The following is an 18625-nucleotide window of genomic DNA, read 5'->3' as shown; positions in this document are numbered from 1 at the left end:
GGTTAAACCTCCATGCGACTGTTTGAAGTATAATTTGACATAATTTCGGAGAAATTTAACCTTTGTAGAACCAAAATAATTTAAGCGTAGGGGCTTCGGAGAAGCCTAACCTTAAATCCGCCAAATAGTACATAGTTCTGAAAAAAAGGAAAAATAAAGGTGGACATTGTGTCCACCTTTAAGAAAATTCGTATTAAAAAATGGGAACTATGTACTATTTGGCGGAAGATTTAAGATTAAACCTCCATGCGACTGTTCAAAGTATAATTTGACATAATTTCGGAGAAATTTAACCTTTGTAGAACCAAAATAATTTAAGCGTAGGGGCTTCGGAGAAGCTTAACCTTAAATCCGCCAAATAGTACATAGTTCTGAAAAAAAGGGAAAAATAAAGGTGGACATTGTGTCCACCTTTGAGAAGATTTGTTTAAAAAAATGAAAAAGCAAAGGTGGACACAATGTCCACCTTTGAGAAGAGCCATGTAAAAAATCTTCAAATCTAAAATAGAGAATATTGCTATTATAAGATAAGGTTTTTTAATTCTACTAACGTTTTTTCCAATTCATTATAATTTTCTAATGAAGGAGATTGAAGAAACTCATTAAGTGTATTTCTTGCAGAAATAGCCACTAAATTTATATTGTTATCAACTTCTTGTACCGACATTGGGCTAATTAAATCGTTAATTTCATCAATAGTCTCTATTTTTTTTACAGGTTCAGTTGCAGAAGCACTACTTTGAATTTTAGCTAACTTTTGTAAGTCTTTCTTTGAAACTTTCACTTTTCCGCCTAAAACATCTGTCTTCAACTCTTTGGTAAGCATCTCTAAACCTTCAGCAAATTGCCCATCACGTCTAATTGTTCTTTCATCTACATTGTATTGTTCGCCAATTGCAACGGCCGTTTTCTTAGATTCTTCTTCGTTATTTTGTTGCAATCCAATCCATTTGAAACGATTATATTGAAGTCCTCTATAATAGGAGACTTCTAATGGAGATACATTTCGACGCCCCAATTGTAAGTCAATCATGTAAGATTTAACATCTTCCAAAGTATCAAAATGCAAAAGGGAAATATTGTAAGGTATTTGATTTTCAGTACAAATTTTCCAACGATTATGCCCATCCACAAGAACGAATACTTCTTCCATTGATTCACTATTGGGATAAGCTACGTTTTCAAAAGTTTGCCAAATTTTTATGGTATCTTGGCATCCATTTTGAATAATATTTGCTTTAAGTTGCTCATATTCATCTGATTGTAAAGGCTTTATCAACTCTTTCAATTCATCAACAATAATGATTTTCTTCTTGATATTTTCATTATTAACCAACCCATTTGAAATGGTAGATTGAGCTTTTGCTTTAATGCTATCCCTTAAATTTAATTTAGCCATTTTTAATTTGTTTAATAATGATTTATGAAAGAATCTCTTTCGCTACGTCCTCATAAGCAATACCTACCTGAGATTTCCCTTTATAAACATAAAATTGTTCAGCTAAGGCTTGGGCTTTAGAAACATCTACACTTTTCTTTATTTCAGATTCAAAAATGCGGAAACTCGAATATTCTTCTCGTACAAATTCTTTGTAAGAATCATGTACAGAATTTTTTTCAACCATTGTAAAAAGAATTCCTTCAACAGCTAAATTGTTTCCCCCATAAAGTTTAACATCTTCAATAACATTGAAAATACTGTTTAAACCTACAACAGCAGTGGCTTCTGGATGAACAGTTATTAAACAAGAATTACTCGCATTTAAAGCATTCATGGTTAATAATCCTAAAGACGGAGGACAGTCAATCAAAATAAAATCATAATCTTGACCAATTGTTGAAGCTGAAAGAGCTGCTCTTAAACGGTTTTGGTTAGAAGCCGCAGTCAACAATAAGGATTCAACTTCTTGAAGTTTTAAATTTGATGGAACAATGCTCAAATAATCATTAATGGGCTGAATTGCGAGCGTTTTCTTAATATCAATCATGGTATCTGCCACTTGCCCAACTTCTGCATCTATACCAAAAATATGACTTAAATTACCCTGTGAATCTAAATCAATCAATAATACTCTCAACCCTAAACGTGCAAAAGCTTCACCTAAAATTGCAGTGGTTGTGGTTTTGCCAACACCGCCTTTATTATTGACAATAGAAATAACTTTGGCTTTACTCGGCAGACTATTATATCCGTAATTAATTAATACTGGAGCCAACTTTGCCAAATTCTTTTCTGATAATTCAGAATTTGACTGAAGTGCTTTATGCAAAGCCTGCCCTTTTATGTCTGCTTCTTTTTCAATTCCTGAAACATTAAGAGCAGGTTTCATTTTAAAAAATTTACGAATATTGTGAATTTGCATATAATTATTTGAATTTTATATACACAAATATATCACTTTTTTTTGATAAATTCATATCAAAATTATCAAATAATAGACATAAAAATATCAAAAAACTATATTTTAAGGCATTCAAACAATAGTAACGGAACGTTTTTGCAAAAAAATACGGTATTTTTTATTCAATAGGTTGGCTGTCGTATCGAAACGTTTTTCCGAAAAAATACAGCCATTTTAAGGTAAAAACACTAATATTGACACACTTTAAAAAGGAAATTACCCAAAAACGTCTTCAACAAATATATTATCGGAACGTTTTTGCATAAAAAAAGCTCTTTTAAAGTCTTATCGGAACGTTTTTATAGATTTTTGTTCTAAATTTTTCAAGATTCAACAATTAACGGAACGTTTTTCCAGCAAAACTTCAAAAAATACTTATTATACTTTTTATATAAATACCTGTAAATCAATTAATTATGTAATTAACGGAACGTTTTTGCAGAAAGTGAGAAAACAAATTAAGAAAATTTACCCTCAAATTTCTCTTAAATAGTTATCTCAACTACCTAAAATGTTTGATAACGGAACGTTTTTGCAGAAATTATAAAAGGTAATTATTTATAATTCAATTAGTTATAATAATAACGGAACGTTTTTACAAAAAAACCATCTTATACATTTATCATAATTCATTTAAAGATAAAAAAATAAGGATAAGCCCAATTTTAGCAAAATCGAGACAAAATACTATTATTTTTATTAATTGAGTTCTTGATTTATAGATTTTTTCATTAAAATTTGATTGATTTAGGAGGCTTGCAACTCATTGTTTTTCAGATAGTTGCAAGTCTTAACGGAACGTTTTTGTATGCCTAACGGAACGTTTTTGCAAAATTTTGAGGGCTTAACGGAACGTTTTTGTATGCTTAACGGAACGTTTTTGCAAAAAAAAATCACTACATTTATATACTAATCGAGAGTTTAGAGAAAACAATATTTTAAAATGAAATCGGAGATAAAGCGAACTGAGGTAAACTTAGTAAAAGAACAATATTCTGAGCATGAATTTACACCAAATAGAAAAGATAATTATCTACCCAACAAACTGGTTTTTGCCAATGCAGATTTCAGCAGAGTCGAGCAACGTCTTTTCGAGTTTTTTGTTAATCAAATCAATCATGGTGACATAGAACCAAGTTATGGCATTGAAGTAAAAATTCCCATTTCTGTTATCAACGAATACGTTGAAACCAGACAAGTAATGGCAGTCACACAATCAATGGCTCAAAAGGTTATTACCTTATCTGACTTATCTAAAAGTCAATTAGAGTTTATCCACCTTCCAGTTTTTACAAGTATAGAATACAACATTGATAAATCTGGTCTGCTTGTATTTCGCTCTAATCCAAAACTTTCGCCTTATTTAGCTGAACTTGGCAAGGCTTATACCAAATATGAATTTAAAACGATTCAGGGGTTAAAATCCTCTTATTCTGTAATACTTTATAAACTTTTAGCTGCTCATATAGGGCAACATAGGTATTCATTCGTGTACAGCATTGTTGAATTAAAAAAACTGTTACAAATAGACCCCAATAAATATCAACATTTAAAAGGTTTTAAAGTGAGGATTTTGGATATAGCCCAAAGAGAATGTGCCAATGCTCTCAATCCCATTGTTTTTGAATATGAAAATGAAGGTAAAAAACAAAGAAACATTACACATATACGTTTTAACGTTATCACAGCGGTAAATCTAAGCAGAATTGAGAAACAAGAATTTAATGAGGCAGTCGAACTCAATCCAAGATTGGTATATTCGAAAGTTGAAGAAATAATCGTGAAAGAATATAATTTTAGAGAAAATCACAGAAATATAATCCTCCAAAACGAAGAATATTTATCCAAATTTATTACCTTACATATAGAATTTTCAAATGGCTTGCACGAAAAAGTAAAAAACCGAACGGCATATATTTTAGCGTGCTTAGATTTAGTAAAAAAGAAACAAAATTGATGTAAGTCAATGGTCAGAATATTATGATTTGATATTTTTGCCAAAAAAAATTAGACTTCCTGCGAAAGTGTTTTATAGAAAAGCTTTATTACACCAATACAAACAAATTTAGATTAAGTTCAAATTACCACAGGATATGACCGAAACTGTTAACATAGTTGGAGCAGGTATTGGCGGACTTACTACCGCATTATTTCTCAAAAAAAATGGAATAGAAGTAAATCTTTATGAGAGTTCCTCAGAAATAAAACCTGTGGGAGCAGGAATTATCTTGGCAAACAATGCCATGCAAGTATTCAAAGTTTTAGGCTTACAAACTCCAATTGAAAGTTTAGGTAACAGAATATCTGCCATGAAAATTACCGATGAACAATTAAATCCACTTTCAGTAGTTGACCTGAGCAGTTATGAGCAAAAATATGGTGTTACCAATATTGCAATACATAGGGGAGAGCTTCAAAAAATTCTCGCTGATACCATTGGGTACGGAAATATAAATCTATCAAAAAGACTTGCCAACATTGAAAAAGGCGAAAATTTCAAATTGACTTTTGAAGACAATTCGATTATAGAAAGCAAACATTTGATAGGAGCAGATGGGATTAAGTCGATTGTTAGGAATCAACTTTTTGCTAAAAGCAATCTACGCAACGCAAAACAAATATGTTGGAGAGGTATATGCGAAATTGATTTACCCCTCAACTACCATAACGAACTCAACGAAGCTTGGGGCAAAGGAAAACGCTTTGGATTTGTAAAAATTAGTCCAACAAAAGTGTATTGGTATGCCTTAGCAAACGCTAATCATATATTATCAGATAATATCGATTTAACAGACCTATTTGATGAATTTCATGAAATCGTAAAATCTATTATAAACGCAACATTGAAAGAAAAAATCATACTGAGTGATATTTTAGACCTCGAACCAATTGAAAAATGGCAAAATAAAAATGTTTGTTTAATAGGAGATGCCGCACACGCCACAACACCCAATCTCGGTCAGGGAGCTTGTCAAGCAATTGAAGACGCTTTTGTTTTAGGAAAATTACTTAGTCAAGGATTTTCAATAGAAAAAGCATTCGAAGAGTATGAAAAATTAAGAAAAAAGAAAGCTCAAGCCATTGTAAAAAGTAGTTGGCAAATTGGCAAATTAGCCCATATTGAAAATCATTATGGTATTTGGTTACGAAACAACATCATGAAAATGATGCCAAAATCAGCCAATAAAAGGCAAATGGATATGATTTTTGAATTAAATTAAGCTTACTGCTAAATTTTTCAAGAGCTTTATAAGTACCAACCTCACTTTCGGCGACCAATTTCAATTTTTCTGAAAAGATACCTCAATAAGGTGAACTCGGATAAAATCAAGTCTTTTAGAATCCTTCAAACCAAAATTTTTATAAATACACTAATTTGTATCTCAAAACAGAAAGTTTAAACAAGTTCCAAGTAAAAGTTATAAAAAGCCTAAAACACACCTAATAGCGTAAACCAATACAAAAATAGATAATAAAACCGTTCATCTTGCCCTTTAGCTAACAGAACGTATATATGACAGAGTATAAAGTACATAAATCATTGTTTTTTAGATTTGAAGCAACCTTAAAATAAAAATATACTATGGTTTCATTCAAAAATCCAAATTTATTGCTATTTTTATGTACAAATCCTCTTGACTAATCTATGAATTTTAAATATTTTCAATTCTGCGTTATCGTATTATTACTCAACAGCTTAGTGGCAAGCTCACAAGTAGTATATGAACCTACATATCATGGCGTTTATTCATTTTTATCAAGAATTGCCCAAAGAGGTATTATTGAATATGATGATATTATAAATCCCCTTCCACGCACATACATTGTTCAAAAACTTGAAGAATTAGTCAATGAAAGCTCAAAACTAACCAAGTTGGAACGTAACGAGTTAGTCTTCTATTTAAAAGAATATAAACTTGAAAGAATGCTTCTGGATAGCAATATGGTTATTTCTGAACGAAGTTATATTCTAAAAAAAGGTGAAAATGACAGATTCCGTTTTATGGCTTTTCAGAATAAAAATTTCACGATTAATGCTCAACCAATAGCAGGATATTCTTTTTCTTCTTTAAACCAAAACATCACGAGTCATTACTGGAATGGAGCGAGAATTCATGGTTATATCGGTAAAAATTTCGGCTTTAGTTTTGATTTTAGAGACAATACCGAATCAGGCTTGCAAGTAGATAAAAATAGAGATTTTAGTCCTTTAAAAGGAATTATAGCGGTAGGCACAAATAATAATGTTATTGCTTATAATGAGTTTAACGGTATGCTCTCGTATAACTGGAAATGGGGCGTATTTTCGGCTGGAAAAGATGAATTAACTTGGGGATATGGAGATGGCGGTAAAATTGTACTATCAAACAAAGCACCAACATTCCCCTTAATTCGGTTAGATATTAGACCCACAAAATGGCTACGGTTTAATTATGTACATGGTTGGCTCAATTCAAATCTTATAGATTCTACCAAAATATTTTATACAGGTGTGGGTACACCACCACAAATTTCATTTCGTCAAAAATTCTTTGTAAATCACTCCCTCATATTTACGGCATCGAAAAAGTTATCTTTGGCATTAGGAGAATCTGCCATTTATAGTGACGAATTAAAATTTGTTTATTTTGTACCTATTTTATTTTACAGAGCCATAGACCATTACTTGGGTGGTACCACCCAGACAAATTCAATCAGTAATTCTCAGTTTTTTTTACAATTAAGTTCTCGTAATCTTTTAATAAAAAATACCCACTTTTACTTTGCTTGGTTTATAGATGAATTTAGCCTTAGCGGAACGCTATTATCTGGCAATAGAGTGAGAAACCAAACGGCATATACTATTGGTTTGTCGATTAATAATTTTCCCCTCAAAAATTTGTCGATTTTAACAGAATATACCAAAGTTAGACCCTTCACTTATAGCAATTATGTTTCGGCTCAATCTTATCAAAGCAATAATTATAATTTGGGGCATTGGATTGGCGGAAACGCAGACCAATGGAACAATAAAATTTCTTACCGAATAAAAAGAGGTTGGGAAATTAACCTGCAAAGCCAATTTGTGAGAAAAGGAAAAATGGGTACAGGTTTAGAACAACAGAACGAAAACGGAACTCCATTTTTAGACGGTGGCATTGTTAAACTTATAAAAGAATATAAGTTCAATACAAAATATGAGATAATACATGATTTATTTTTTAGTGCCGAAATGAAAAATATTTCATTGGAAACCCCTTCAATCACCAATCCTTCAGAAAATACGATAAGTAACAATAATATTTTTTCATGCTCTTTGAACTATGGATTCTAAAAAACACTATTTTAGTAAAAATATTGTAAATTCGACATTTATCATCCATATTCTAATTATCTAATAATAGATAATTTTTGAAAAATCGAAAAATAAAAAAGAAAATATTAACATTTAATGTTAATTTCAATTTATAATTCTTTCAATCATTCAAAACGTTTTTTATATTTTATTTAGTTAACAAATCGTAACCGAAAAGCTTTGTTAATTATCAATAACTGAAAGTGCTGTTTCTTTCGTCAACCGCAATATTTAGAATAATTATGCCTACCTATGAATATCTAAAAAATTCATAAAAATAATTTATATGTATAACAAAGATTCCTCTATACTTTCAGCATATCTATTTAAGTATGTCTATATATTTATATTATCGTCTCCATTGCTAACTTCATGTGTTAGCACAAAACAGATTACCTATTTTCAAGGAGACACCACCAATGTAGTACAACTCCCATATTTAGCTCCAACAATTAGCAAAATTAGGAATGGAGACATTTTAGCTATCACCGTAAGTAGCCTAAACAAAGAATCAAACGATATTTTAAATTTTCCCAATATAAATGGGCTTACCATGACCAGCTTTCCGGGTTTAACGAGCGGTCAAAAGGAGCAACCTCTGGGAGTCATCGTTGATGAAAAAGGCTTTGTAGAATTAGCCTTTGTTGGCAAGATTAAAATAATAGATTTAACCCTTGAACAAGCTGCTGATATTATTCGGACAGAAATAAACAAATATTTAAAAGAGCCAAGTGTAAATGTAAGATTTCTAAATCATAAATTTTCAGTTTTGGGAGAAGTCAACAAACCCGCAGTCTATAATTTATTAGACGATAATACAACCTTGCCTGAAGCACTAAGCATGGCAGGAGACATTACAATCTATGGGCAAAAGCAAAGAGTGGTAGTGATAAGAGAAAAAAATGGACAACGAGAAATGACACACCTAAATTTACTATCTCGTGAAATTTTTAACTCTCCATACTATTATATTCAAACGGGTGATTTGATATATGTAGAGCCATCAAGTGCAAAGGCTACTCATAATGACCGTGCAATTCAACTTATTCCTATTATTTCAGGAATAACGACAACCTTAATACTACTATTAACCTTTTTTAAAAAATAAAGCTGTTTCAAATGTAAGTCCTCATCTTTTTAAAGATTTGTACGAAATCTTTAACACATTTCCCTAAGATGTTAAATTAGACTTCCTGTGAAAATATTTCTAAGACATAAAACTCTTTCGCAGGAAGTCTATTGAGATAATCGAAATACCAAATCATTAAACGAATCAAATTTTAGTCCCCTTACTGCAAAATAATGAACAACATTGATTTCTTTCAAGAATCTGAAGATGGTTTTGATTTAAAAATAGTTTTATTAAAATACCTCAGATATTGGTATTGGTTTGTCATAGCCTTAGCAATCGCTTTTGCAGGGGCATTTTTATACTTACAATATTCTACAACCATCTATAAAGTTACTTCTGTTCTTTTAATTAAGGATGATAAAAAAGGAGGAATGGGCGGTGCAAGTGAAATGTTGAAAGAGTTGGACATTTCTGGTTCAAATAAAATTGTAGAGAATGAAATGGAGGTGCTAAAATCAAGAACACTTTTTGAAAAAGTAGTTGATGACCTCAATCTGACGGTTTCGTATTATTCTGAAGGAAATTTTAAGGATAACGAATTATTCAATAAATCGCCTATTATTATCAATTATAGCTTGTTAAACGAACAAGCCTATAACCACGAATTATATATTATAACGCTCGACAGCAAAAAAATGGAGTTGTTAGATGAAGAAAAAAACTCTTTAGGAAAATTCAATTACTCATCATCTATCAATTGCCCTTATGGGAAAATTAGGGTATTTCTAAAAAATAATCATAAAGCCATAGGACAAACCATCAAGATTAAATTTGCCAAAAAAGAAACTTATGTAGAAGCCTTATCTAAAAATTTGCACGTTGATTTACTAAACCCCAAAAGCACGGTGGTACAACTCAGTATGGAAAGTGAAGTACCAGATAAGGGGAAAGCTATTTTGGGAAAACTTTTAGAAGCATATTCTTACAATGCCTTGGAGGACAAAAACCTTGAGTCAACCAATACATTACGTTTTATTGAAGATAGACTTCATTTAATAAGTAAAGAATTGAAAGACGTAGAAGGCGAAGTAGAAACGTACAAAACACAAAAAGGCATTACAGATTTGAGCGAAGAAGCAAATCTATTTTTAGAAAAAGTAAAAGAGAATGACACGCAACTCAATGAAGTTGATGTAAAACTAAAAGTATTAGAAGGTGTTGAACAGTATTTACAAAATAGCCAAAGAGGAGTTGCACCATCTAATCTTATGGTTTCAGACCCAGTATTGATTGGTCTGTTAGAAAAACTCAACACCTTGGAATTAGAACAAGAAAAAACATCGAGAACAACACAACCTCAAAACCCTTTTTTACAAACAATTAAAGCACAAGTTAAGATTTTAAAACAGGATATTCTCGACAACGTAGCCAATCAGAAAAAGGGATTAGGAGTTACAAAATTAAGTTTCCAAAATTTGAATAACCGATTTGAGTCATCAATACGTGCTATTCCTAAAAAAGAAAGAGAGTTTGTCAGCATTAAACGCCAACAAGGCATTAAAGAAAGTTTGTATTTATTGTTGTTGCAAAAAAGAGAAGAAACTGCCCTGTCGTATGCCTCAACCGTTACCGACAGTAGAGTTATTGATTCTCCCTATTCGTCGCCCGGTCCAATTAAACCCAATAAGAGATTAGTGCTTATTATTGCCTTATTGAGTGGTTTATCTATTCCAATATTTTTAATTAATATTATTGATATATTAAATGATAAAGTTCAGTCAAGAAAAGACATAGAAAAAGCCACAAATTTATCAATTTTTGGAGAAATTGGACTAAAACCCAAAGGCATACAAGATGCAGTAATTGACTTAAAAAGTAGGAGTTTTTTAGCGGAACAATTTAGAATTTTAAGGACAAACTTACAATATGTGGGAGCTTCCACAAATCAAGGAAAAAGTAAAGTTTTTATTTTCACCTCTTCTACAAGTGGAGAAGGCAAAAGTTTTGTTAGTATCAACTTGGCAGCAAGTATTGCTACGCTCGGCAAAAAAGTAGCATTATTAGAATTAGATTTACGCAAACCAAAAATATCAGCCTACTTAGGAATGTCCAGAGATAGAGGAATATCCAATTATTTGGTTGGGCAACTTAATGAAAATGATATTATACAGTCAACCAAAATTGAAAACTTGTATCTTTTAGCAAGTGGCCCTATACCGCCAAATCCAGCCGAATTATTGTCTAATGGACGAATTGAAGAGCTTATCAATAAATTAAAAGAAACGTATGACTATGTGCTTATAGACTCACCTCCAGTAGGTTTAGTAACAGATTCTTTAATATTAGGAGCTTATGTAGATGCCTGTTTTTATTTAGTTCGGCATGAAGTAACCCCAAAACAAAATTTAGCAATATTAACGGACATTAAGTTTTTTGATAAATTCAAATCAGTGAACGTTATTTTCAATGGCGTGAATTACAAAAATAGTCAGGAATATCGCTATGGATACGGTTATGGCTATTATTGATTAAAGGCGTTTTTTACCATTGAATCCCAAACAAATGAGTACAGCTAATAGGGTAATTAAAAATACAGCTTTTTTATATGCAAAAATGGGAGTAACGATGTTTATTTCCTTATATACTACAAGGTTGATTCTTAATTCTCTTGGCACGACGGATTTCGGGATTTTTAATATTGTAGGGGGTGCCATTGCTATGTTGGGATTTCTGAATACGGCAATGGCTGGAGCAACACAACGTTTTATGTCTTTTAGTGAAGGCGAAGGCAATCAAGAAAAAAAGAAGAAAGTTTTTAACATAAGTCTGGTTTTGCATTTTGGGATTGCCATTATAGTTGGAATCGCCTTATTATTAACAGGTTATATATTCTTCAATGGCGTATTAAATATTACAACCGAACGAATTTTCGCTGCAAAAGTGGTATATGGAAGTCTTATCGTGAGTACCGTTTTTACCATTATGGCAGTTCCGTATGATGCCATTTTAAATGCCCACGAAAATATGCTTTATTATTCCATTATTGGCATAATTGAATCAGTATTAAAGCTTATAGTGGCAATAGTTGTTGTAAATTATACAGGTGATAAACTCATTATTTATGGAATGATGATGTCTTGTGTTCCATTAATAATCATGATTGTAATGAGAATATATTGCCATAAAAAATATGCAGAATGTTCCATTTCAGTGGCTCAAAATTGGGATTTTTCGTTAATGAAGGAGATGACCAATTTCGCAGGCTGGAATTTTTTAGGCGTAACTTCTGGTCTTTTGGGCAATTACGGCAATGGCATTGTGATGAATCATTTTTTCGGAACAACAGTAAATGCGGCATTAGGTGTGGCAGCACAACTAAACGGACAATTAATGGCTTTTTCCAATAACTTAATTAAAGCAGTAAGTCCGATTATTATTAAAAAAGAAGGAGAAAGCAATCGAGAAAGTATGATAAAATACTCATTTTCAGGAAGTAAATTATCGTTTTACATTTTCTCTTTTTTTGCAATACCGTCAATCATTGAAGCTCCGACCATTTTAAAACTTTGGCTAAACGTAATTCCAGAATGGTCAATTATTTTTTTTCAATACCAATTAATTAGAACGCTCATTGAACAATTGACAAGTCTATTTAGTACATCACTGTCTGCAATAGGCTCAATAAAAGAACTAAATCTTATAACTGCCTTTTTTGATTTATTAACAATGCCAACCTTATATGTTTTATTTCATTTGGGGTTTTCGCCATATTGGTATTATTGGGTAATCATAATATTTATGGTTTTGATAGTCTCTGGCGTAAAAATATATTACTGCATAAAATTTTGCGGATTAGTTTTTCAGGATTTCGTTTCAAAAATACTATTTCCGTCATTACTTATTTGCGGTGTTAGTTTTTTGGCAGGATATACCATAAGTAATTGTTTTTCAGAATCATACCTAAAATTAGGAGCGTGTTTTTTATCAACATCAATGACTTTAATATCCTTTGCAATCCTATATTTTGATGAAAATGAAAAGAAAATATTTTTTTCCATTTTTAATATGTTCAAGGCAAAAATCAAGTACATCCATAAGTAGGGGTTAGGATTTATTTTCATAAATAACTGAATCATGAAAGAAGATATTATATATGAAATAGGAGGGACAAAACGCCCTCAAAACTCTTTCCTGCAAAGATTATTACTTTTTGTAAATCGAATTCCAATAATTAGGAATAACAAAATGGTCAAAAATATATTTTGTCAAATTTTTAATTTTCCTATTTCTACCACCTTTAGTAGTTCGTTTTATTGTTCGTCGCCCAATGTTTTTATGGGCGAAAACGTTGGTTTGAATGATACTTATATTTTAGCTTATGCACCCGTTTATATTGGCAACAACTGTTCGTTTTCATTTAGGAATATGATTATTACCTCATCACATTCATTTGACGATTTTTCAACGGTGGTTGCCTCTCCAGTTCGTATTGGCAACAATGTATGGATTACGTCTAACGTAACCATTTTGCCGGGGGTAAATATTGGCGATAATACAGTTGTTGGTGCAGGAAGTGTAGTGACTAAAGATATACCATCGGGGGTATTTGCGGCGGGAAATCCTTGTAAAGTTGTCAAAAAAATAAATTTCAGAAAATGAAAAATGAAGGACAAATAGACCTCAATTTATCATCATTATTGAAGTTCGTTTCAATATTACAAATCATGGTTTGTCATTACGACCAGAGTTTTCCTTTGGGTCAGGCTTTTAGTATTATTTTATTTCCGGGTTGTATTGCGGTTTCTATCTTTTTTTTCCTTTCTGGATACGGTCTGATGGAATCAACTTTACTGAAAAGTACATCAAATTGGTCATTCATAAAACAGCGTTTTTTAAGAGTTCTCATGCCTTTGCTGATTGTAAATGGATTCCTTTATACAATTTTATGCGGAATATTCACTTTAAATTTCTCGATAAACACCCTTTTATATCGAACTTTTGATAATTGGTTTGTGCAAGTGATTCTACTATTTTATTTGTTTTTTCTGGCTTCATTCAACTTAGGAAAGACAAAAATTGAGAAAAGTCTGTGGATTTTTGGCTTTACCATAGGTTATGTGTACTTGGCTTGGTTTGTAGTGAAACTCCCAAGTCCATACGTAAATGCAATCATGGCATTTCCGATGGGTTGTTTTTATGCTTTATTCAGAAAAGACATTGCTGAAAAACTAAAGGATAAATATTGGATTCTATTGCTATATGGAATAATAATGTTGATTGCATTCTTGGGTATCAATCATGTGAAATTTATGATTATTAGAGAAATTTTTTATTGTATAACCATCAATATTACCCTTGTTATACTGAATATATTTTTATTGAATTATTATCCTTTCAAAAATCAATATTTAATAAAAACGATAACCATTTTAGGGGTATTAAGCTATGAAGTTTATTTAGTACATCCTTGGATTATTGATTTTTTTAAGCTCAGTTCTTTTAATAAAAACTTTATCATTTTTACTTTCATTTCAATTATCTGTGCAAAAATATTAAACTTAGTGTCTCTTCGATTTTTAAACTATATCAATAAATTATGATGAGAACTTACGCAATTTTGGTAAATACCTGTGATAATTATGAAGACTGTTGGGAGCCATTTTTCCAGCTCTTTTCAAAATATTGGGAAAATTGTAAAGCAGATATTTTTTTAAATACTGAATTTAAAGACTATTCTTTTAAGGAACTGAATATTAAGGCTTTAAAAGTAAGCAACCACAATAAAACAAATGTATCAGGTAAAAGAAATACTTGGAGTGAATGTTTAAAATGGGCTTTACAAGCCATAGATTCTGAGATAATTCTTTATCTCCAAGAAGACTATTTTTTGAAAGCTCCTGTCAAAAATGAAATTGTAGAGGGTTTTGTTGAATTGATGCAAACCAACCCCGAAATGGCGTGTATTCATTTAACTGACCAAGCGGTAATGGCAGACGGAGCCTCAAATTTTGAGCATCTCGACAAAGTTCGTTATCATCAACGTTATCGAGTTTCGTGTCAGGCGGCACTTTGGCGAAAAAGCGAGTTATTAAATTTAATTAGAGAATATGAAGATGCTTGGGAATTTGAAGAATTTGGGTCGATGCGTTCAGCCATTCAGCGTCATGATTATTATGTGGTGAATGAGAATTATGTAAAACTAAATCACTTTGAAATTATCCCGTACATTTTTACGGGTATTGTACAAGGCAAATGGTTTGAAGATGTTGTTCCTCTCTTTGAAAAACATAAAATAACGATGGACTACAATGTCAGAGGTTTTTTAAAAAATGCTCCGCAGAAAGCTCTTAAAAAAAGGGTGGAATATCGGCTAAAAAAAATACCTAAAATTTTCAGAAATCTAATCGAGTTAAGAAAACTAAAACGTGAAATTGAATGAATGTTGTTTTTATTCTTGGACTTAAATTTTTGCGAAGAGCCTATTCAAGCTTGTTTGGCAAAGTGACTCATCACCGAATAATTGATGGTCATGATGAGGCTGCACAAATGATTATGAACACTTTGCAAAGTGATGCTCCATGTATGATTTCACGATTTGGAGGTACTGAATTAAATCAATTTCTCAATTATTTAAGTATCCGAAAAGCGAATAAAGATATAATTGGATACATCAAAGGAGATATTTATGATTGGTGGTGGAATGAGAATATAATGCTTCAAATGCAAAATTGGAGTGGTTTTTATCCGCCAACAATTGATAATCTTACACTATTTTGTGAACAGATGAAATTGGACATTTCTCAACTTGATATTTTAGGAAGTTGGGTTCCCGAAGAAAGATTCGTCGAAAATCTTTTGCATAACGTAAAAAAAATAAGCTTAATCAGTCTTGAACCGTACATCGCTACTCAACCTTGGACAAGTGTACTAAAAAACAAAAAAGTGTTGGTAATTCATCCTTTTGCGAGTTTAATTGAGTATCAGTATGAAAAAAGGAGAGTATTATTTAAAAATCAAGATGTACTTCCTGATTTCGAGCTTAAAACAATTTGTGCGGTGCAAAGTCTTGGTGGTGGCACAAAATTTAAAGATTGGTTCGAGGCTTTAAACTGGATGAAATCGGAGATTGATAAACAGGACTATGATGTTTGCTTAATTGGCTGTGGAGCGTATGGTTTTGCCTTAGCAGCTTATATAAAAAGTACAGGTAAAAAGGCGGTGCATTTGGGCGGTGCTTTACAATTATTATTTGGTATTATGGGCAAAAGATGGGAAGACCCAAATTATGCCATTAAATGGGGATTAGACCCAAACTTTTACCTCAATCTTATGAATGAACATTGGGTTAAACCTTCATCGGAATATAAACCGCCCAATGCCGATTCTGTTGAAGATGCCTGTTATTGGTAATTTATTTGGAAGGTATTAGCTGAATTTTAAAATAAAATAGATTTGATTAGCAATGACAGCATAACATTTTTACCTCTTAAAACTGATTAACAGAAAAGTTTAAACAAGTTCATAAAACGCAATAGCAGATGAAGTTTTTTAACTCCTATTTTTTTCTAATATTGGCAATTTTTAGTTTTTTAAAACCATCTGGTTTTGATATTTATAATATGCACCTGATAAATTCAACGATAAATTTTATTCGATTTTTTTTTGCTATATTAATCTTTATCAAATACTTAGGTACTTTTCATAAACTATCAGTCTTTTTATCTTTGCAACTTTTTTTCTTTTTTTTATTACTGATTTCTACCCTGATAAATAACTCAAAAATTGAGAATTTTTCAATTTTTTCTATTTCTGTAATCGTTTTTACGATGCTCGTTGAAATTTATGCAAACAGAAAATTTCGCTTACTCATTGAGGCTTTATTTTTTAATTATTTCGTCATTTTATCGGTAAATCTCTTGTTGATGTACTACCTGCATGGTTTTAAATCTGAGGAGAGTTTAATAGAAGAAAAAGCGATTTCGTTTATTTCAAGTGATAATTTGACGGCTTCGTACCTTTTTCCAGCATTGTGTGTAAGCTTTCTGTATTCGGTTTTACATAAAAATAAGTATAATTATTATTCCATGATATTGTATGCGGTGGTCTTATTAACTGCCATAAAAATTTGGTCGGCGACCTCATTAGTAGGCATCGTTTTAATTTTGGCTTACATTTTTATCTTTTACGGAACACCCATTGAAAAAACGATAAAGTATGCTTATCTAATCATATTTGCTGTTTTTTTAATTATTGGACTTACATTTTTTAACATTCAAAATTATTTCTATTTCCTTATCGTGGATATTCTTGAAAAAGACATTACCATGACTGGCAGAACGAATATTTGGCAAATAGGCATTAACGGTTTTAATGAAAGTCCGATTATCGGCATGGGCTATGGGGCAATGATTATTGACAATGGACTGATTCAATTATTGTTTTCGGGAGGAGTTTTAGGGCTTTGTATTTATGTAATGATGTTTTTGACAGGGACAAAAAAAATATTTAGTCCCGAACATAATCATAACAGTTTAAACCGTTTTTTTTCTTTTGTTCTATTTACCACCTTAATCATGTCAATTTCTGAATCGTGGTTCTACTTCTTTGGTTTTTTTGTGATATTAAATTTGGCAAACAATCTGGATAAATTATCTCATTATCTACTTTGGTTACAACGTCGAAAAAATGAAAAGAAAATTAGACTATATTGAGGCACTTCGGGGGGCAACCATGCTCTTGGTATTTTTACATCATCTGGGTGTATTGCCAACTTATATATTGGTGTTTCACATGCCGATGTTTTTTGTAATATCTGGTTATTTGCATAGCCTTAAAGAACAAGACGAAGATTTTACGATTTTTTTCAAAAAGAAATTTAACAGATTAATCGTTCCCTATTTGGGGTTTGAATTTATCAATTTATTGACCGCTTTTTCTGTCCAAAAGTTATTTCTGATAATGAACCTTGAACACGTTTATCAAATCAATTTTTATTATGCTTTCAGAAATATTATTCTGTGTTTAGAATCTCCAGAATATATCGGAATCACCAATTTGTTTTGGTTCTTTCCGTGTATGTTTATTTCAGAGTTACTATTTTGGTTTATTATGCGTATAGTTAGTAAAGGTATTTTCAATGGCACGAAAATTATTTATTTGGCAATTTCTGTTTTCTTGGTTTTGGTATCATACATTTTGCATCAAATCATTAGGGTTAGATTACCATTTACCATTGATATTTCGTTGATGGCAACGGCTTTTATGGCTCTTGGCTATTATTCAAGACCAATTATAGAGTATTTCCATCACCAAAAGTTAGGATTTCAATTAGGAATAAGTCTAATAGGATTTGTTGGGGTCATTTTGGCGGCTCATTACAATTCGGAGTTTTTAATGTTTATCAATGAGTACGGCAATTATGCAATTAGTTATTTTGGAGCAATTTTTGGGATTATTGGCTTTTCAAATCTCATATTTGGCATAACTGACAAGGGCAACTTTCAGGTATTTGAATATCTCAGTAAGAACTCGTTAATTTTTTATCCCATTCATCTCAATGCTATTTCATTTGCCACAAAGGTATTTTCTTATTTGAATTTAGAAACATCATCAATTTTATATACGTTTTTGCCCGTTTTAAAAGGAGCTGTTTGTTTGATATTAATCATACCGTGTATTTATATAATTAACCATTATGTTCCAATACTAACAGGTAAATATAAACTCATATAAAGTATGACATAACTTATTGGAATTGGAACTTCCCGAAATAACTCCGTTAGGGGTTAAACTTTCGGGAAGTTGAGCCAAAAATTT

At 31.4% G+C, this 18625-nt stretch carries 14 protein-coding genes; 12 read left to right on the top strand and 2 right to left on the bottom strand.

Going from position 1 to position 18625, the window contains the following annotated elements; genetic code table 11:
- Window positions 1-520: 520 nt before the first annotated feature.
- Together LV89_RS17200 and LV89_RS17195 are read right to left on the bottom strand one after the other, a co-directional pair.
- On the bottom strand, window positions 521-1399 hold the full coding sequence (locus tag LV89_RS17200; RefSeq protein ID WP_109744161.1) for a ParB N-terminal domain-containing protein: 879 nt from the start codon (window positions 1397-1399) through the stop codon (window positions 521-523).
- A 22-nt stretch (window positions 1400-1421) separates the two neighbouring features.
- Window positions 1422-2363, bottom strand: a complete 942-nt coding sequence (locus LV89_RS17195; RefSeq protein ID WP_109744160.1) for a ParA family protein — start codon at window positions 2361-2363, stop codon at window positions 1422-1424.
- Between the two features lie 982 nt (window positions 2364-3345).
- Here LV89_RS17195 and LV89_RS17190 point away from each other — a divergent pair.
- The 12 genes from LV89_RS17190 to LV89_RS17135 all read left to right on the top strand — a co-directional run bounded on the left by LV89_RS17190 (window position 3346) and on the right by LV89_RS17135 (window position 18541).
- Window positions 3346-4359: a replication initiation protein gene (locus tag LV89_RS17190; protein ID WP_109744159.1), complete on the top strand. Its 1014-nt coding sequence runs from the start codon at window positions 3346-3348 to the stop codon at window positions 4357-4359.
- A gap of 136 nt (window positions 4360-4495) precedes the next feature.
- Window positions 4496-5623 (top strand): FAD-dependent monooxygenase, encoded by a 1128-nt coding sequence (locus LV89_RS17185; RefSeq protein WP_109744158.1) that lies wholly within the window; start codon window positions 4496-4498, stop codon window positions 5621-5623.
- A gap of 425 nt (window positions 5624-6048) precedes the next feature.
- Entirely contained in the window at window positions 6049-7716 is a 1668-nt protein-coding gene (locus LV89_RS17180) for a capsule assembly Wzi family protein (protein ID WP_109744157.1), read from the top strand.
- Between the two features lie 307 nt (window positions 7717-8023).
- On the top strand, window positions 8024-8845 hold the full coding sequence (locus LV89_RS17175) for a polysaccharide biosynthesis/export family protein (protein WP_109744156.1): 822 nt from the start codon (window positions 8024-8026) through the stop codon (window positions 8843-8845).
- Window positions 8846-9039: 194 nt separating this feature from the next.
- Window positions 9040-11337, top strand: a complete 2298-nt coding sequence (locus LV89_RS17170; protein WP_109744155.1) for a GumC family protein — start codon at window positions 9040-9042, stop codon at window positions 11335-11337.
- 34 nt (window positions 11338-11371) lie between these two features.
- Complete coding sequence (locus LV89_RS17165; protein WP_109744154.1) at window positions 11372-12910, top strand: MATE family efflux transporter; 1539 nt, start codon at window positions 11372-11374, stop codon at window positions 12908-12910.
- A 33-nt stretch (window positions 12911-12943) separates the two neighbouring features.
- Window positions 12944-13468, top strand: coding sequence for an acyltransferase (locus tag LV89_RS25920; RefSeq protein ID WP_109744153.1), 525 nt, complete (start codon window positions 12944-12946; stop codon window positions 13466-13468).
- Window positions 13465-14409 (top strand): acyltransferase family protein, encoded by a 945-nt coding sequence (locus LV89_RS17155; RefSeq protein WP_109744152.1) that lies wholly within the window; start codon window positions 13465-13467, stop codon window positions 14407-14409. The genes LV89_RS25920 and LV89_RS17155 overlap by 4 nt, the downstream gene beginning before the upstream one ends.
- On the top strand, window positions 14406-15248 hold the full coding sequence (locus LV89_RS17150; protein WP_211321225.1) for a hypothetical protein: 843 nt from the start codon (window positions 14406-14408) through the stop codon (window positions 15246-15248). The genes LV89_RS17155 and LV89_RS17150 overlap by 4 nt, the downstream gene beginning before the upstream one ends.
- The gene (locus LV89_RS17145; protein WP_109744150.1) at window positions 15245-16219 is read left to right on the top strand and encodes a hypothetical protein; all 975 of its coding nucleotides are present in this window, start codon (window positions 15245-15247) and stop codon (window positions 16217-16219) included. The genes LV89_RS17150 and LV89_RS17145 overlap by 4 nt, the downstream gene beginning before the upstream one ends.
- A gap of 416 nt (window positions 16220-16635) precedes the next feature.
- Complete coding sequence (locus tag LV89_RS17140) at window positions 16636-17520, top strand: O-antigen ligase family protein (RefSeq protein WP_158279616.1); 885 nt, start codon at window positions 16636-16638, stop codon at window positions 17518-17520.
- The gene (locus tag LV89_RS17135; RefSeq protein ID WP_109744148.1) at window positions 17495-18541 is read left to right on the top strand and encodes an acyltransferase family protein; all 1047 of its coding nucleotides are present in this window, start codon (window positions 17495-17497) and stop codon (window positions 18539-18541) included. Before LV89_RS17140 ends, LV89_RS17135 begins: the two co-directional genes overlap by 26 nt.
- Window positions 18542-18625: the final 84 nt, after the last annotated feature.

The organism is Arcicella aurantiaca, from assembly GCF_003148625.1.
Lineage (GTDB): Bacteria > Bacteroidota > Bacteroidia > Cytophagales > Spirosomataceae > Arcicella > Arcicella aurantiaca.
The sequence above is the reverse complement of the archived record's forward strand: the minus strand, read 5'-3'. Positions and strand labels throughout refer to the sequence as shown.

Bases quoted from the DNA above. Each gene is read 5' to 3' on its own strand.
- LV89_RS17165 (WP_109744154.1), top strand. From the start codon at position 11,372: ATGAGTACAGCTAATAGGGTAATTAAAAATACAGCTTTTTTATATGCA.
- LV89_RS17195 (WP_109744160.1), bottom strand. From the start codon at position 2,363: ATGCAAATTCACAATATTCGTAAATTTTTTAAAATGAAACCTGCTCTT.
- LV89_RS17170 (WP_109744155.1), top strand. From the start codon at position 9,040: ATGAACAACATTGATTTCTTTCAAGAATCTGAAGATGGTTTTGATTTA.
- LV89_RS17150 (WP_211321225.1), top strand. From the start codon at position 14,406: ATGATGAGAACTTACGCAATTTTGGTAAATACCTGTGATAATTATGAA.
- LV89_RS17140 (WP_158279616.1), top strand. From the start codon at position 16,636: ATGCTCGTTGAAATTTATGCAAACAGAAAATTTCGCTTACTCATTGAG.
- LV89_RS17135 (WP_109744148.1), top strand. From the start codon at position 17,495: ATGAAAAGAAAATTAGACTATATTGAGGCACTTCGGGGGGCAACCATG.
- LV89_RS17180 (WP_109744157.1), top strand. From the start codon at position 6,049: ATGAATTTTAAATATTTTCAATTCTGCGTTATCGTATTATTACTCAAC.
- LV89_RS17155 (WP_109744152.1), top strand. From the start codon at position 13,465: ATGAAAAATGAAGGACAAATAGACCTCAATTTATCATCATTATTGAAG.
- LV89_RS25920 (WP_109744153.1), top strand. From the start codon at position 12,944: ATGAAAGAAGATATTATATATGAAATAGGAGGGACAAAACGCCCTCAA.
- LV89_RS17200 (WP_109744161.1), bottom strand. From the start codon at position 1,399: ATGGCTAAATTAAATTTAAGGGATAGCATTAAAGCAAAAGCTCAATCT.
- LV89_RS17175 (WP_109744156.1), top strand. From the start codon at position 8,024: ATGTATAACAAAGATTCCTCTATACTTTCAGCATATCTATTTAAGTAT.
- LV89_RS17145 (WP_109744150.1), top strand. From the start codon at position 15,245: ATGAATGTTGTTTTTATTCTTGGACTTAAATTTTTGCGAAGAGCCTAT.
- LV89_RS17185 (WP_109744158.1), top strand. From the start codon at position 4,496: ATGACCGAAACTGTTAACATAGTTGGAGCAGGTATTGGCGGACTTACT.
- LV89_RS17190 (WP_109744159.1), top strand. From the start codon at position 3,346: ATGAAATCGGAGATAAAGCGAACTGAGGTAAACTTAGTAAAAGAACAA.